At 73.2% G+C, this 14,955-nt stretch carries 13 protein-coding genes; 10 read left to right on the forward strand and 3 right to left on the reverse strand.

What is annotated here, in order from left to right; genetic code table 11:
- From J2S41_RS06975 to J2S41_RS06995, 5 genes are read left to right on the forward strand one after another with little or no spacing between them, the layout of a single operon-like run.
- Positions 1–1,026 (forward strand): Gfo/Idh/MocA family protein, encoded by a 1,026-nt coding sequence (locus tag J2S41_RS06975; RefSeq protein WP_310364540.1) that lies wholly within the window; start codon positions 1–3, stop codon positions 1,024–1,026.
- Positions 1,026–1,688, forward strand: a complete 663-nt coding sequence (locus J2S41_RS06980; protein ID WP_310364542.1) for an acyltransferase — start codon at positions 1,026–1,028, stop codon at positions 1,686–1,688. The genes J2S41_RS06975 and J2S41_RS06980 overlap by 1 nt, the downstream gene beginning before the upstream one ends.
- A complete protein-coding gene (locus J2S41_RS06985; protein WP_310364544.1) occupies positions 1,685–2,812 on the forward strand; it encodes a DegT/DnrJ/EryC1/StrS family aminotransferase in 1,128 nt (375 codons plus the stop codon). The genes J2S41_RS06980 and J2S41_RS06985 overlap by 4 nt, the downstream gene beginning before the upstream one ends.
- Positions 2,812–3,873 carry a glycosyltransferase family 4 protein gene (locus tag J2S41_RS06990; protein WP_310364546.1) on the forward strand — a complete coding sequence of 354 codons (1,062 nt, stop codon included), beginning with the start codon at positions 2,812–2,814 and terminating at the stop codon, positions 3,871–3,873. Before J2S41_RS06985 ends, J2S41_RS06990 begins: the two co-directional genes overlap by 1 nt.
- Positions 3,870–5,072 carry a hypothetical protein gene (locus J2S41_RS06995; RefSeq protein WP_310364548.1) on the forward strand — a complete coding sequence of 401 codons (1,203 nt, stop codon included), beginning with the start codon at positions 3,870–3,872 and terminating at the stop codon, positions 5,070–5,072. Before J2S41_RS06990 ends, J2S41_RS06995 begins: the two co-directional genes overlap by 4 nt.
- A gap of 46 nt (positions 5,073–5,118) precedes the next feature.
- Here the strand turns inward: J2S41_RS06995 and J2S41_RS07000 are convergent, their stop codons facing one another.
- Positions 5,119–5,931 carry a GNAT family N-acetyltransferase gene (locus J2S41_RS07000; RefSeq protein WP_310364551.1) on the reverse strand — a complete coding sequence of 271 codons (813 nt, stop codon included), beginning with the start codon at positions 5,929–5,931 and terminating at the stop codon, positions 5,119–5,121.
- Between the two features lie 20 nt (positions 5,932–5,951).
- Positions 5,952–6,944 carry an ArsR/SmtB family transcription factor gene (locus J2S41_RS07005; RefSeq protein ID WP_310364554.1) on the reverse strand — a complete coding sequence of 331 codons (993 nt, stop codon included), beginning with the start codon at positions 6,942–6,944 and terminating at the stop codon, positions 5,952–5,954.
- 198 nt (positions 6,945–7,142) lie between these two features.
- Here J2S41_RS07005 and J2S41_RS07010 point away from each other — a divergent pair, with 198 nt between their 5' ends.
- From J2S41_RS07010 to J2S41_RS07025, 4 genes are all read left to right on the forward strand, one after another.
- Positions 7,143–8,042 carry an ABC transporter permease gene (locus J2S41_RS07010; protein ID WP_310364556.1) on the forward strand — a complete coding sequence of 300 codons (900 nt, stop codon included), beginning with the start codon at positions 7,143–7,145 and terminating at the stop codon, positions 8,040–8,042.
- A complete protein-coding gene (locus J2S41_RS07015) occupies positions 8,018–9,001 on the forward strand; it encodes an ABC transporter permease (protein WP_310364559.1) in 984 nt (327 codons plus the stop codon). Before J2S41_RS07010 ends, J2S41_RS07015 begins: the two co-directional genes overlap by 25 nt.
- A gap of 19 nt (positions 9,002–9,020) precedes the next feature.
- The gene (locus tag J2S41_RS07020) at positions 9,021–10,709 is read left to right on the forward strand and encodes an ABC transporter substrate-binding protein (RefSeq protein ID WP_310364561.1); all 1,689 of its coding nucleotides are present in this window, start codon (positions 9,021–9,023) and stop codon (positions 10,707–10,709) included.
- Positions 10,710–10,809: 100 nt separating this feature from the next.
- Positions 10,810–11,094, forward strand: coding sequence for an adhesin (locus tag J2S41_RS07025; protein ID WP_310364563.1), 285 nt, complete (start codon positions 10,810–10,812; stop codon positions 11,092–11,094).
- Between the two features lie 43 nt (positions 11,095–11,137).
- Here J2S41_RS07025 and J2S41_RS07030 read toward each other — a convergent pair whose 3' ends face one another.
- The gene (locus J2S41_RS07030) at positions 11,138–12,496 is read right to left on the reverse strand and encodes an FAD-dependent oxidoreductase (RefSeq protein WP_310364565.1); all 1,359 of its coding nucleotides are present in this window, start codon (positions 12,494–12,496) and stop codon (positions 11,138–11,140) included.
- 182 nt (positions 12,497–12,678) lie between these two features.
- Between J2S41_RS07030 and J2S41_RS07035 the strand changes: the two genes are divergently transcribed.
- A complete protein-coding gene (locus J2S41_RS07035) occupies positions 12,679–14,928 on the forward strand; it encodes a putative bifunctional diguanylate cyclase/phosphodiesterase (protein ID WP_310364568.1) in 2,250 nt (749 codons plus the stop codon).
- Positions 14,929–14,955 lie beyond the last annotated feature (27 nt).

Consider the following 14,955-nt stretch of genomic DNA (forward strand, 5'->3'; position numbering starts at 1 on the left):
ATGAGTGGAGTCGCGCTGATCGGGTTCGGTTACTGGGGACCGAACCTGGCACGTAACCTGCAGAACCACGCCGGCCAGCGCTGGCGTTACCTGGTGGAGCTGTCGCCCGAGCGCGCCGCGCGCGCCCGGGAGCTGTACCCGCAGGTGCAGGTGGTCAGCGACCTCGACGTGGTGCTGAACGACCCCGACGTGACCTCCGCGATCGTCGCCACGCCGGCCGCCACGCACACGCCGCTGACCCGGCGTCTGCTGGAGGCCGGCAAGCACGTGATGGTGGAGAAGCCGCTGGCGCTCAGCACCGAGGACGCCACCGCGCTGGCCACCCAGGCGGACGCGGCGAACCGCGTGCTGATGGTCGGCCACGTCTTCGAGTACGTGCCCGCGGTCCTCGAGATGAAGAAGATCATCGAGGCCGGCGAGATCGGCGACCTGCTCTACCTGCACTCGCAGCGCCTCAACCTGGGCCGCATCCAGAGCGACGTGAACGCGTTCACCTCGATCGGCCCGCACGACGTGTCGATCGCGAACTTCCTGGTCGGCAAGGGTGCGGAGTGGGTGTCCGCGCGCGGGGCCCGCTACCTCAACGAGAACGTCGAGGACGTCGTCTTCGTGACGGTCGGCTACCCGGGCGGCGTGCTGGCCCACATGCACGTCAGCTGGCTCGACCCGTCCAAGACCCGCAAGACCACGGTGGTCGGCTCGCAGAAGATGATGGTCTTCGACGACGTCGACTCCGAGACCAAGCTCCGGGTGTACGACAAGGGCGCGGACCGGCTCGACCCCGACTCCTACGGCGCCTGGCAGTACAAGCTGCGTGACGGCGCCATGCGGGTGCCCAGCCTGCCGATGGCCGAGCCGCTCGGCGCGGAGCTCAGGCACTTCCTGGAGTGCGTCGACACCGGCGCCCGCCCGCGCACCGACGGGTGGAACGGCGTGGAGGTCGTCGCCGTGCTGGAGGCGGTCGAGGAGTCGCTGCGCAAGAACGGCGAGCAGGTCGGGGTCGACACCCACCGGCCGGGCAAGTGATGACGGCCGTCATCAGCCCGCTCTCCGTCGTCGCCGACGGCGTCCAGCTGGGGGAGGGGAGCGTCGTCGAGGAGTTCTGCGTCATCGGCCGCTCCGGCCCGGCGGACCAGAAGACGGTCATCGGTGACGGCGCGACGCTGCGCACGCACACCGTGCTCTACGCGGGCAACACGATCGGGCCGAGGTTCGCGACCGGCCACCACGCGCTGGTCCGCGAGTCGAACACGATCGGTGAGAACGTGTCGATCGGCTCGCTCTCGGTCGTCGAGCACCACGTGACGCTCGGCGACCGGGTGCGGATCCACTCGCAGTGCTTCATCCCGGAGTTCTCGGTGATCGAGGAGGACGCGTGGATCGGCCCGCGCGTCACGCTCACCAACGCGCCGTTCCCGCGCTGCCCTTCCGTCTCCACCTGCATGAAGGGCGTACACATCGAGCGCGGCGCCAAGATCGGCGCGAATGCCACCATCCTGCCGGGCGTGCGGATCGGGGCAGGCGCGATCATCGGCTCCGGCACGGTCGTCACGCGTGACGTCGCGCCCGGTGCCGTGGTGGTCGGCAACCCCGGCCGCCAGACCAAGACCACGGACGAGCTGACCTGTCCGGCCGGTCTCGATCACCGTCCCTACCCACCCCTCGAGTCCATCGGAGCGAGCGCATGACGATTCCCCTGGTTGATCTCAAGGCCTCCTACGAGCGCCACAAGGCGGGCATCGACGCCGCTATGGCCGAGGTCATCACGAACACCCGGTTCATCGGGGGCAAGGAGCTCGTCGAGTTCGAGGAGGCGTTCGCGGCGTTCTGCGGCGCCCGCTTCGCGATCGGTGTCGGCTCCGGCACCGCCGCGCTGCACCTCGCGATGACCGCGCTCGAGGTGGGCCCGGGCGACGTCGTCGCCGTGCCGGGGCACACGTTCATCGCCACCGCGGAGCCGGTCGCCTGGCTGGGCGCCACGCCGCGGTTCGTGGACATCGAGCCGGAGACCGGCTGCATGGACCCGGCCGCGCTGAAGGCCGCGCTCGCCCCCGGCGACGTCAAGGCCGTCGTGCCGGTGCACATCCACGGCCAGCCGGTCGACCTGGCCGCGATCGGCGCGATCTGCGAGGACGCGGGCGTGCCGATCATCGAGGACGCCGCGCAGGCGCACGGCTCGTCGTTCACGCTGCCGAACGGCGACGTGGTGCGCGCCGGTTCGTACGGTGCGATCTCCTGCTTCTCGTTCTACCCGGGCAAGAACCTGGGCGCGTTCGGTGACGCGGGTGCGCTCACCACGAACGACCCGGAGTTGGCCCAGAAGCTGAAGAAGCTGCGCGACCACGGCCGCCTCAGCAAGTACGAGCACGACATCGTCGGCTACGCGCACCGGCTGGACACGCTGCAGGCCGCGATCCTGAGCGTCAAGCTGACCACGCTGGACGCGGACAACGACCGCCGCCGCGAGATCGCCGCCGGGTTCCTGGCCGGTCTGGAGGGCGTCGGCGACCTGACGTTCGTGACCGAGGCGCCGAACCGGCGCAGCGTGTACCACCACTTCGTGATCCACACGGCGAACCGGGACGCGCTGCTGGCGCACCTGAAGCAGGCCGGCATCGGCGCGGGCATCCACTTCCCGCTGCCGCTGCACCTGCAGCCCGCGTTCGCGTACCTCGGTGGCAAGCGCGGCGACCTGCCGAACACCGAGAAGTTCGAGTCGACCTGCCTGTCGCTCCCGATCTACCCGGAGCTGACGGACGCGCAGCGCGACGAGATCATCGCAGCGGTCCGCTCGTACTTCGACGGGAACTGATGTCCGAGTCCTTCGCGGCGGCGGGCGGGTCTGCGGACCCCCCGCCGTCGCTGCGCATCCTGGCGGTCACCAACCTGTGGCCGTCCCCCGGCGGGTTCCGGGGCGTCTTCGTCCGTGACCAGGTCGAGTCGCTGCGCGCGGCCGGCCACCACGTGGACGTCGAGGTCGTCGCGCAGCAGCGCGGCAAGTCCGACTACCTGACCGCCGCGCCCCGCGTGCGCGCCCGCGCCGCGGCCGGCGGCTACCACCTGGTGCACGTCCACTACGGCCTCACCGCGCTCGCGTCGCGGCTGGTCAAGGGCGTGCCGAGGGTCCTGTCGCTGTACGGCAGCGACGTCAACGAGCCGTGGCAGCGCCGCATCACCCGGGCCACCACCGGCACGGTCGCGGCCACGATCTACCCGTCGAAGCGGCTCGCGGCCGCGGCCGGCGACCCGGACGGCTTCGTGGTGCCGAACGCGGTGGACTTCGGCCTGTTCACGCCGCCGGCCACCACCCAGGAGCGGGAGAAGATCCGGGCCGGGTTCGGCATCGCCCCCGGCGACCAGGTCGTGCTCTTCGGCGCGCTCCCGGAGAACCAGGTCAAGGGGTACGACGTGTTCCGCGCCGTCCTCGACAAGCTCTCCGCCACCGGCCGCCCGGTCCGCGAGTTGGTGCTGGCCGAGGCCGGCCAGGAGCGCGACGCCGTGGTCCGCAAGTTCGCCGCGTCGGACGCGCTGCTGCTCACGTCGCGGCGCGGCACCGAGAGCGGCCCGCTGGTGGTCAAGGAGGCCGCGGTGATGGGCGTGCCGGTCGTGACCGTGGACGTCGGCGACACCTCGGAGATCCTGGACGGCGTCAGCCCGTCCGCCGTGGTGCCGTTCCCGGACCCGTGGGGCACGGCCGCGGCCACGGACGAGTTGGTCACCCGCCTGGCGGACGCGCTCGCGCCGATCCTGGACGCGGCCGGCGTGCGGGCGAACGGCCGCGAGCGACTGCGCCGGCTCGCGCCGGACGCGGTCACCGCCACGCTGGTCGACGTGTACCGGCGGGTCCTCGCCGGGACGGCGGGCGCGCGATGACCGCTCCCGCGCCGGTGTCGCCGCCCGCGTCCGAGGCAGAGGCGCCGGCCACGCCGCCGTCCGCGTCGTGGGCGCGCCGGTGGCTGGCCGACCTGGGCCCGGCCGTGCTGGCGTACCTGGTGCTGCGCCTGGTCTGCCTGGCCGTGCTGGCCGTCTTCGCGCGGCTGGCCGGCTCGCCGCTGAGCCCGCTGCTGACCGACTTCGACGCCGGCTGGTACGCGGGCATCGCCACCGGCGGCTACGACACGGCGATCCCGCTCAAGCCGGACGGCTCGTTCGCCACCACGAACCTCGCGTTCTTCCCGCTCTTCCCATCGCTGATCGCGCTGTTCGACCCGCTGATCCCGGGCCGCGCCGCGATCGCCGGCGTGGTCGTCTCCTGGCTGGCCGGCCTGTTCGCGGCCGCCGGGCTGGGCGCGATCGGGTCGCACCTGCGCGACCGCCGCACCGGCATCGCGCTGGCCGCGGTCTGGGCCGTCCTGCCGCACGCGCTGGTCCAGTCCATGGGCTACAGCGAGACGCTGTTCACCGCGCTCGCGGCCTGGTCGCTGTGGGCGCTGCTGCGCCGGCACTGGCTGACCGCGGCGCTGCTCTGCGTGCTGGCCGGCCTCACCCGGCCGACCGGCGGCGCGCTCGCCGCGGCCGTCGGGCTGGCCGCGCTGGTCGCGGTGATCGGCAACCGGGGCCGGTTAACCGGCGGCGGCTGGCGGCCCTGGCTGGCCGGCGCGCTGTCGCCGCTGGGCATGCTGAGCTTCATCGCCTGGGTCGGATTCCGGCTCGGCGAGGCGGACGGCTACTTCCGCGTGCAGGGCGACGCCTGGGGCATGGCCTTCGACGGCGGCGTCTACACGCTGAAGACGCTGAAGGCCATCCTGACCGGCGCGCAGCCGCTGGCGCTCTACATGGCCACGGCCGTGCTCGCGGTCGCCGTGCTGCTGCTGGTGCTGGCCGTCACCGAGCGGCTGCCGTGGCCGCTGCTGGTCTACGCGGCGCTGGTCCTGGCGCTGGCGCTGGGCGGCGAGGGCTACTACCACTCCAAGTCGCGGCTGCTGGTGCCCGCGTTCCCGCTGCTGCTGCCGGTGGCGTACGCGCTGGCCCGGGCGCGGCTGCCGCAGGCCGGCGTGGTGATCGCGGCGCTGACCGCACTGTCCGCCTGGTACGGCTCGTACCTCGCGCTGGTCTGGGAGTACTCGCCCTGACGACGCCGGGGGCCCGGTTCCACGGTGGAGCCGGGCCCCGTCGCGGTCAGGCCGTCCAGCGCCACGACGACTGCTCGTAGACCGGCCGGAACCCGGTCGCCAGCATGTTGTCCAGCGACGGGTTCTTCTGTCCCTCCGCCGGGATCCAGGTGGTCGCGCAGACGTGCGTGCAGCCGCGCCGGGCCGCCTCGGAGACGCGCGCGGCGAGCAGCGCGGTCTGCCCGCCGCGTCCGCGGTGCTCCGGCAGCGTCCCGGCGCCGTTCATGAACGCCCACGAGCCGGAGACCGCCAGCAGCGCCGCGGACACGATCGTGTCGCCGTCCCGGGCCGCGTACCCGGTGAAGAGGCCCTCGGCCATCGCGCCGCGCATCAGGTCGGCGACGTCCCGCTCGTCCCAGCCGAAGCCGCGCGCCAGCACCGCCATCGACTCCGCGGCCTCCTCCGCGCCGATCGGCGAGATCGACAGCGACGTGCCGGGCGTCGGCAGCTCCTCCGCGGCCCGGACCAGCTTGACCAGCGCGGGCCCGGGGGTGAGCCGGTGCGCCGCGGCCACGTCCGCCCAGTCCGGTGGCATCAGCGGCGGCGCGAGGTGCAGCGAGGCGGCCGGCACGTCGTGCGCGCGGTACCAGTCCAGCACCTCGCCGACGACGTCCGGCGTGGCCGGTGCGGTGGCGCCCAGGCCGACCGTGCGCGTCCAGAACGTCGGCCTGGCCCGGGGCGCGCCGATCACGGTCGCGCCGCCGATGGTGGCGCCGGCCAGGCCCAGCCGCGCGGTGACGTCCGGCGGCGCGGCGGCGTAGACGGCCCGGAACGCGTGCGCCTCGACGGTCTCGGCCGCGACGGCGAGATCCTTGTGCATGGCCGGGACACTACGCGACGTCAGGAAGACCCGTCGAGCAGCGCGCGACCGATCGCGGTGACCTGGTGCAGCACCAGATTCGCGTGCCGGCGGCTGGTGATCAGACCGGCCTCGCGCAGCACGGTGGCGTGGTGGCTGGCGGTGGCGGGGGAGATGCCGACCCGGCGGGAGATCTCGCCGGTGGTGGCCGCGTCCGCGACCGCGCGGAGCACCGCGAGCCGGGTGGTGCCGATCAGCGGGCCGAGCCGTCGGCCGCCGTCCGGCGCGCCGACGGCCGGGGCCGGGCGCTGCCGGTGCGCCGGGTAGACCAGCATCGGCGGCAGCTCCGGGTTGGCCAGCGCTATCGGGTCCTGCCAGCAGAAGTACGACGGCACCAGCAGCAGCCCGCGACCGTCCAGGTACATGTCCCGATCCATCGGGTAGCCGTGGATGGACAGCACCGGCGCGTTCCACTCGCAGCGCGGGCCGAGGTCGTCGAGGAGGTGGCCGGCGCCGTGGTCGAGCATCAGCGTGCCGCGCAGCGCGCGGTCGTCCGCGACCACGCCGGAGATCTCCGTCCAGTACGGCGCGACCGCGACCTCGAAGTACCGGCGCAGGCCGTCGCCGAGCTCGTGCATGGCGCCCGTGCGGCCGGAGGCGAGGTCGTCCAGCCAGACGTTCGCGCCGGACGGATCCGGGATCATCCGGATCTCCTCCTTCACGCGCGCGGCATCGGTGTTCTGCACCGCGTCGATGCCCTGGTCCAGCGCGGTGATGTCACCGGGCGTGAGGAAGTCCGGGAAGTACCGGCCGAGCGGCGAGATCGGCAGCAGCTTGCCGCGCAGCAGCCCGGACATGTTGTGCCGGCCCAGGTCCTGGCGCACCTGGCGATGCCAGTTCTCGTACGTCGCGTAGCCCCGCCGGGTCTGCAGCCGGTGCAGGCTGCACACTATCTCCCACAGTGGATCGGGACGCCGCGCCAGCCGGGTGCGGCCCACGTCCTCGGCCGTGAAGTGGATCGACAGGGTGCCCATCGTCTGAGTGTCCACACGGGTGATCCGGGACGCAATCGATCGCACGGCAGGCCGCGATGATAGGGAGGACGGCGACCCCCCGTCTGCCGCCGTCCACGCACCTAGAGTGATGCCCGCCGGACTTCCCGGCCATGGACCTTCGACGACCGTCGAAAATCGGACTTGCTTTGGCCGATCGGGATCGATTTGATGGCTGCCATGTCGTCTCGGCTCCGGCGCTTCCGGTCCGTCCTGGTCGCCGGTGCCGGTGCCCTGCTGCTGACCGCCGTCGCGGCGGCGGCCCCGCTGATCGCCGCGGTCTACGGCACCGGGCCGCAGCAGACGTTCGCGGACGACCTCGACGCGTACGGCATGCCCTACGGCGTCGCCGGTGGCGTGTCCACCGTGCACTGGCTGGGCCTGGAGCCGGGCCTCGGCCGCGACCTGCTGATCCAGATCGTCTACGGCATGCGGACGTCACTGGCCGTGGCCGGGCCGGCCGTGCTGCTGGCCACGCTGCTCGGCACCGTGATCGGCGGGCTCGCCGGGATACTCGGCGGCTGGGTCGACGCGCTGCTCACCTGGGTCACCGACGTGGCGATCGCGCTGCCGATGCTGCTCTGCGCGATCGCCGTGATCCGCCCGCTGGAGCTGGCGTTCTACGGCCCGCGCGACGCGGTCCCCGGCTGGTTCCGGATGGTCACGCTGATCGGCCTGTTCACGGTGCTCGGCTGGACCGGCGTGGCGCGGCTGGTCCGCACGCAGGTGCGGGCGCTGCGCGAGCGGGACTTCGTCACCGCCGCGGTCGCGCTCGGCGCCCGCCCCGGCCGCATCCTCGGCCGCGAGGTGCTGCCGCATCTCGGGCCGCCGATCGTGGCCGGCGCGTCGCTGCTGCTGCCCATGTTCACCTCCGCCGGCGCCGCGCTCAGCTTCCTGGGGCTGGGAGTGCTGGAGCCCACGCCGGACCTCGGGCGCACGATCCAGCGCAGCCTCGGCTACCTGCAGACCGATCCGGCGTACGTGCTGTTCCCCGGCCTGGCCCTGGTCTGCATGGTGTTCGTGTTCACCGCGCTGGGCGAGTCGGTGCGGCGGGCGTGCGACCCGGGGCCGGGCCGGTGATCCGGCGGCTGCTGCGCCGGTGCCTGCTCGGGCTGCTGACCCTGGCCGGAGTGAGCGTGCTCGCGTTCCTGCTGCTGTTCGCGGTCCCTCGGGACCCGGCGGCGGCGATGTGCCCGAAGAACTGCGACGCCGCGCGCCTGGAGCGGATTCGCGCCGAGTGGGGCCTCACCGACCCGGTGCCGGTGCAGTACTGGTCCTTCGCCACGCGACTGGTGTCCGGCGCGGACGGCTGCCCGGCGCCGTGCCTGGGCCGGTCCTACGCCAGCGGCGAGCCGGTCACCGCGATGCTGGCCCGCGCGCTGCCGGTGACCGTGAGCCTGGTGCTGCCGGCCGCGGTGCTGTGGGTGACCTCCGGCGTGCTGCTCGGCACGGTCGCGGCGGCCCGCCCCGGCTCGGCGGCCGACCGGCTGGTCGGCGTGCTCTCGCTGACCGGGCTGGCGCTGCCGCTCTACCTGGTCGGTGCCGTGCTGCTGCTGGTCCTGGTGTACGGCACCGGCACGCTCGGCCCGCCCGGCTGGACGCCGCCGAGCGAGAGCCCGGCGCGGTGGGCGGCCGGCCTGCTGCTGCCCTGGGTGACGCTCGGCGCGATGCTCGCCCCCGGCTACACCCGGCTGGCCCGCGCGCAGGTCGGCGACGCGCTCTCCGCCGACTTCGTGCGCACCGCGGCCGCGAAGGGCCTGCCCGGGCGCGCGGTGGTCGGCCGGCACGCGCTGCGCGCCGCCGCCGGCCCGCTGGCCACGCTGGCCGCGCTGGACGTCGGCGCCGCACTCGGCGGCACCGTGATCACCGAGGTCACGTTCGGCCTGCACGGGCTGGGCCGCACCGTGATCGAGGCGGTACGCGCGGACGACCTGCCGGTCGTGCTCGGCGCCGTGCTGCTCGGCGCCGTGTTCGTGATCGGCGCCAACACCATCGTCGACGGCCTCCAGGCCGCGATCGACCCCCGCATGCGCAGATAGGAGCTCGATGAGGAGAGCGGTGTCCCTGGCCCTGGCGGTGGTGCTGGCGGCCGGCACGGCCTGCACCGACAACCCCCGCGACGACGGCACGCCGGAGCGGGAGGAGGTCCGCCAGCGCAGCGGCGTGATCGCCACCGACCCGGCGGCCTCCCGCGGCCCGGCGCCCGAGGTGCCCGGCGCGACCGCGGGCGGGACCGTCACCGTGTTCCGGGAGACGCCGCTGGCCCGGCTCGACCCGCAGCGGATCTACACGTTCCTGAGCCTGAGCGTCTCCCAGCTGTACGCGCGGCGGCTGACCACCTACGCGGACGACGGCAAGGGCGCGCTCACGCTGGTCGGGGACATCGCGGAGACGCCCGGCACGGACGTGGACGGCGACTGCCGCACCTGGGAGTTCCGGATCAAGGAGAACATCCGGTTCGAGACCGGCGCGACCGTCACCGCGCGGGACGTGGCGTACGGCATCGCCCGCTCGTTCGACCTGTCGCTCGGCGGCGGTCCCACCTACATCCAGGAGTGGCTGGCGGGCACGCCGGCCTACGACACGGTGTTCGACTTCGCGGCGGACCGGACCGCGCTGCCGCCCGGCGTCGAGGTGCCGGACGACCGCACGCTGCGGTTGCGCTTCCCGAAGCCGCACTGCGACCTGCCGTTCGCGGCCGCGCTGCCGGCGACCGCGCCGGTGCCGGCCGCGGCGGACACCGGGCTGGACTACGACAGGAAGCCGGTCGCGACCGGGCCGTACCGGATCGAGGGCCGCACCGGCGACACCGCGCTGCGCCTGGTCCGCAACCCGCAGTGGGACCCGGCCACGGACGCGACCCGGCACGCGTACCCGGACGCGTTCGAGCTGGCGTTCGGCGCGGAGCCGGTCACCCAGACCAACCGCATCCTCGCCGCCCAGGGCGCGGACGCGGCGGCGATCTCGTTCGACGGCGTGCCCCCGGCCCTGATCGCGCGGGTCACCGGCGACGCGCTGCTGCGCTCGCCGACGTCGCGGCTCACCGTGCTCAGCATCAACACCCGGCGCGTCACCGACCTGGCCGTCCGCCGCGCGCTGAACGCGGCCATCGACCGGGACGACCTGGTCAAGGCGGTCGGCGGCGCGGCCGTGGCGCGGCCGGTCACCACGCTGCTGCCGCCGTCGACCATCGGCTGGCGGGACTACGACGCGTACCCCTCACCGCTGCCGATCCCGTCCGGCGTGCCCGAGCTGGTGCTGGCCCACCCGGACGACGCGGAGGGACAGATCGAGGGCACCGCGCTGGCCAGCGGCCTGCGCGAGGCCGGCTTCCGCATCCTGACCAAGCCGGTACCGGCCGGTGACTTCCTGGCCGAGATCAAGCGCGCGGACAACCCGTGGGACCTCTACCCGGACACCTGGGCGCCGGACTGGCCGAGCGGTGCGGCCGTGTTGCCCGCGCTCTACGACGGCCGCGCGATCAAGCCGTCCGGCAGCAACAACGGCACGTCCTACCTGGACGCCCGCCCGCTGGACGCGGAGTTCGACCGGATCTTGGCGCTGCCGGCCGACCGGCAGGGCCCGGAGTGGGCCGCGCTCGACGAACGGATCATGCGGGAGTACGCGCCGGTCGTGCCGCTGTACGTGGAGCTGACCTGCACGGCCCAGGGCCCGCGGCTGGGCGGCGTGTTCGTCGACGGGGTCTTCGGCAGCCCGGCGTTCGTGAACGCGTACGTCCGGCCGTAGCGGCCCCGTCCCGGCGACGAGACCCCCGGGCGGGTGACCACCGCGTGGTTCCGCGCGTTGTGCTCCTCGGATTCGCCAACCGAGGAGTGGGAGTGCAGCGATGTTCATGGTGACCGGGAACGCGGCGGAGGTGATCCGCCGGCTCGCGGAGCGGGAGCGGGCGCCGGCCGGAGCGGGGCTGCGGATCGCGGCGGACCCACGGGCCGGCGAGCTGACCGTCGGCCTGTCACCGCGGCCCAGCCAGGGCGACACGGTGTTGCAGGCGGGCGGCGCCTACCTGTTCCTCTGCCCGGTGGCGCTGCGGGCGCTGGACGACAAGGCGTTGGACGCGACCATGACGGAGGACGGCGAGTTCGACTTCATCATGGCCGAACAGCCGCGCTAGAACGCGGGAGGGGCCGGGGAGAACCCCGGCCCCTCCCGTTCGCTCAGCCGTTGCTGAGGGTGATCATGTCCTCGCGCGGCACGACCTTGATCCGCTTGCGGCCGTGCGGCTCGCCCAGCTTGATCTCGTGCGCGTCGAGCAGCTGCCAGCCGGCCCAGGTGGTGTACGTGACGCCCTTGCGCCGCAGGTACGAGACGACCGCCTCCGGCTCCCGCTGCGTCGCCTCCGGCATCGCCTCGACGTCCGCGAGCAGGCTGGTGACGGTCTCGTTCGCGTCGCCCTTGGTGTGGCCGATCAGGCCGACCGGGCCACGCTTGATCCAGCCGGTGACGTACACGCCCGGGATGTGGTTGCCGTCCATGTCCAGCACGCGGCCGGCCTCGTGCGGCACCGTGCCGGTGCGGGTGTCGAACGGCAGGTCCGCCAGCGGCTTGCTGAGGTAGCCGATCGCCCGGTAGACCGCCTGCACGTCCCAGTCGGTGAACTCGCCGGTGCCGCGCACGTTGCCGTCGCCGGTCAGCTCCTGCGTCTCGGTGCGCAGGCCGGTCACGCCCTCCTCCGGGGTGCCGAGGATTTCGGCCGGCGCCTGCAGGAAGTGCAGGTGCAGGCGGCGCTTGCGGTCCTCGCGCGGGTCGCGCATCGCCCAGTTCTGCAGGATGTCGACGCACATCTTGACGTGCCGGGTCTTGCGCATCTCCTCGAGGCTGCCCTCGTCGAACTCGATGCCCTCGGGGTGCACGATCACGTCGACGTTGGGGGAGTGGTCCAGCTCGCGCAGCTCCATCGGCGTGAACTTGACCTGCGCCGGGCCGCGCCGGGAGAACACGTGCACGTCGGTCACCGGGCTGGCCAGCAGGCCGCGGTAGACGTTGTCCGGGATCTCCGTCTCCAGCAGCTCGTCCGCGGTCTTGGCGAGCACCCGGGCGACGTCGACGGCCACGTTCCCGGCACCGATCACGGCGACCTTGGTGGCGGTCAGCGGCCACTCGCGCGGCACGTCCGGGTGTCCGTCGTACCAGCTCACGAAGTCCGCGGCGCCGAAGCTGCCCGGCAGGTCGACGCCCGGGATGTTGAGCACCCGGTCCTTGTCCGCGCCGGTCGCGAAGATCGCGGCGTCGTAGAACGGCCGCAGCTCCTCCAACTTGACGTCGACGCCGTAGTCGACGTTTCCGATGAACCGGATCCGCGGGTTGTCCAGCACCTTGTGCAGGGCGTTGATGATCTCCTTGATCCGCGGGTGGTCGGGGGCGACACCGTACCGGATCAGGCCGTACGGGGTGGGGAGCCGGTCGAAGACGTCGACGGTCGCTGTCGGGTGGTTCTTCGACAGGATGTCGGCCGCGTAGATCCCGGCCGGACCGGCGCCGATGACGGCGACCCGCAGTGGGCGCTGCTCCTCCATGGTGAGTTTTCCCTCGCTCGATCGCGCGTAAGTCTGACCGCCCAGGTTAGGCCAGCCTTAGTAGCAGTCCCCGCAAGAACGGGTGTGAGCCTGATCATGTTGGGCTGTTTTCCCAGCTCAGAGCCGTGAGTTGCCGCTGGGTTTCTGCTCAGTTCGCGGGACGGTACGCCGAACGAGGCGCCATGAGGTTCGAGTCCATCGACGACGGCTACCAGGTCGAGCACTGGACCCGGCAGATCCGGATGGGCTGCTGGATCGCCATCGTGATCTCGACGGTGGGCGCCGTGCGGGTCTTCCTGGACTGGCCGCAGTCGTCGCGCTGGCTGGTCTTCGTTCTCGGCGCGGCGGTGGTCGCGCAGGCCGGCCTGCTCGTCCTGCCCTGGGCCCGGATCATCCGCCGCCGGTACGCCCGCGAGCTGCTGTTCGCGTGGTGGCTGCTCGAACTGCCGCTGCTCTACCTGTTCGCCCGCGGGGACCAGGCCGCGCTCGCGATCTTCCCGGCCGGCGCGATCGTCATCATGGTCACCGCCGCCGTGCTCTACCCGCCGAGCGCGATCGGCACGCTCGGTGCGCTCTCCATCGGCGGATTCCTGCTGCTGGTCCAGGGGCAGCCGGACGCGCAGCCGACCATGATCGCCGGGCTGCTGGCCGTGCTCGGCGCGGTGGTCGCCACCTGCGCACTGACCGCGCAGAGCCGGCTGGCCCAGGACGCGCGCCGGCGGGCCGCGGAGGACCGCGTCGAGGCGCTGCTGGAGAACGCGTCCGATCTGGTGCTGGCCGTGTGCCCGGACGGCGAGGTCACGTACGCCAGCCCGTCCGCGCGGGACCTGCTGGGCCGCGACCCGTCCTGGCTCACCCGCGAGCGGATCGGCCAGATGCTGCACCCGGAGGACCTGCCGCTGGCGCGGGAGTTCATGGCCACGCTGTTCGCGGCCGCGCCGGACCACGCCGGGCGGATCGAGGTCCGGCTGCGGCACGGCGACGGGACCTGGGTCTACGCGGAGGCGATCGGGGTGAACCGGCTCGCCGACCCGAACCTGCGCGCGGCCGTGCTCAGCATCCGGGACGTGGGCGCGCGCAAGTACATGGAGGCGGAGCTGACCCGCCAGGCGTTCACCGACTCGCTGACCGGACTGCCGAACCGCGCGCTGTTCCACGACCGGGTGACGCACGCCGCCGCGCGCAACCGCCGCGACGCCGGCCGGATCACCCTCATGCTGATCGACCTGGATGACTTCAAGCTGGTCAACGACGGTCTCGGGCACACCGCCGGCGACCAACTGCTGCGCGTCATCGCCCAGCGGCTCTCCGCGCAGCTGCGCCCGGCGGACACGCTGGCCCGGCTCGGCGGCGACGAGTTCGCGGTGCTGGTCGAGGACCTGACCGAGCTGGAGGCCGCGGAGCTGGCCGACCGGCTGGTCCGCGCGGTCCGCGAGCCGGTCACGCTCGGCGTCCGCGACGTGATCTGCACCGCCAGCATCGGCATCTCGGTGATCAAGGCGGGCGTGCACGACCTGGGTGAGGCCGACGAGTTGCTGCGTGACGCCGACCTGGCGATGTACGCGGCGAAGGCGGCCGGCCGGGACGGCTACGCGGTCTTCGACCCGTCCCGGCACGCGGACGTGCTGGCCGAGGCGGAGCAGCGCGCCGCGCTGGAGCGCGCGCTGCTGGAGGAGCAGTTCGTGGTCCACTACCAGCCGATCGTGGAGCTGCCCGCGCGCGAGCTGATCGGCTTCGAGGCGCTGGTCCGGTGGAACCACCCGGAGGACGGCCTGGTCGGCCCGGTCGGGTTCATCCCGCTCGCGGAGGCCACCGGGCTGATCGTGCCGCTCGGCCGCTGGGTGCTCGACCAGGCCTGCCGCCAGCTGGCCGCGTGGATCGCGGAGCACCCGGAGGCGGCGACGCTGCGGATGAGCGTGAACCTCTCGCCGCGGCAGTTCCAGCACTCCGGGCTGGTCGGCGAGGTCGCGGGCATCCTGGAGCGCACCGGCGTGCCGGCCGACCGGCTGGTCCTGGAGATCACCGAGTCGCTGCTGATGAAGGACACCGAGGTCACCGTCCGTACCCTCGAGGCACTGAAGGCCCTGGGCGTGCGCCTGGCGGTCGACGACTTCGGCACCGGTTACTCCTCGCTGAGCTACCTGAAGCGGTTCCCGGTCGACATCCTCAAGATCGACCGTTCGTTCGTGGACGGGATCACCGCGGACTCCGGGGACGCCACGCTGGCCGAGGCGGTCGTGCAGCTCGGCCGCACGCTGCGGCTGCAGACCGTGGCCGAGGGCATCGAGACCGCCGACCAGTGGTCCACGCTGCGCGAGCTGGGCTGCGAGTACGGTCAGGGCTTCCTCTTCGCGCGGCCGGTCACGGCGGAGGAGATCGTGCCGCTGATCCGCGCCCGCCCCGCCAGCCCCGCCCACCCCATAGGGGAATAAACGCCTCAGGTCGGGCCGTGTCCGGCC

The organism is Catenuloplanes atrovinosus (assembly GCF_031458235.1).
GTDB lineage: Bacteria > Actinomycetota > Actinomycetes > Mycobacteriales > Micromonosporaceae > Catenuloplanes > Catenuloplanes atrovinosus.

Coding starts and splice junctions, on each gene's coding strand:
- J2S41_RS06975 (WP_310364540.1), top strand. CDS start 1: ATGAGTGGAGTCGCGCTGATCGGGTTCGGTTACTGGGGACCGAACCTG.
- J2S41_RS06980 (WP_310364542.1), top strand. CDS start 1,026: ATGACGGCCGTCATCAGCCCGCTCTCCGTCGTCGCCGACGGCGTCCAG.
- J2S41_RS06985 (WP_310364544.1), top strand. CDS start 1,685: ATGACGATTCCCCTGGTTGATCTCAAGGCCTCCTACGAGCGCCACAAG.
- J2S41_RS06990 (WP_310364546.1), top strand. CDS start 2,812: ATGTCCGAGTCCTTCGCGGCGGCGGGCGGGTCTGCGGACCCCCCGCCG.
- J2S41_RS06995 (WP_310364548.1), top strand. CDS start 3,870: ATGACCGCTCCCGCGCCGGTGTCGCCGCCCGCGTCCGAGGCAGAGGCG.
- J2S41_RS07000 (WP_310364551.1), bottom strand. CDS start 5,931: ATGCACAAGGATCTCGCCGTCGCGGCCGAGACCGTCGAGGCGCACGCG.
- J2S41_RS07005 (WP_310364554.1), bottom strand. CDS start 6,944: ATGGGCACCCTGTCGATCCACTTCACGGCCGAGGACGTGGGCCGCACC.
- J2S41_RS07010 (WP_310364556.1), top strand. CDS start 7,143: ATGTCGTCTCGGCTCCGGCGCTTCCGGTCCGTCCTGGTCGCCGGTGCC.
- J2S41_RS07025 (WP_310364563.1), top strand. CDS start 10,810: ATGTTCATGGTGACCGGGAACGCGGCGGAGGTGATCCGCCGGCTCGCG.
- J2S41_RS07030 (WP_310364565.1), bottom strand. CDS start 12,496: ATGGAGGAGCAGCGCCCACTGCGGGTCGCCGTCATCGGCGCCGGTCCG.
- J2S41_RS07035 (WP_310364568.1), top strand. CDS start 12,679: ATGAGGTTCGAGTCCATCGACGACGGCTACCAGGTCGAGCACTGGACC.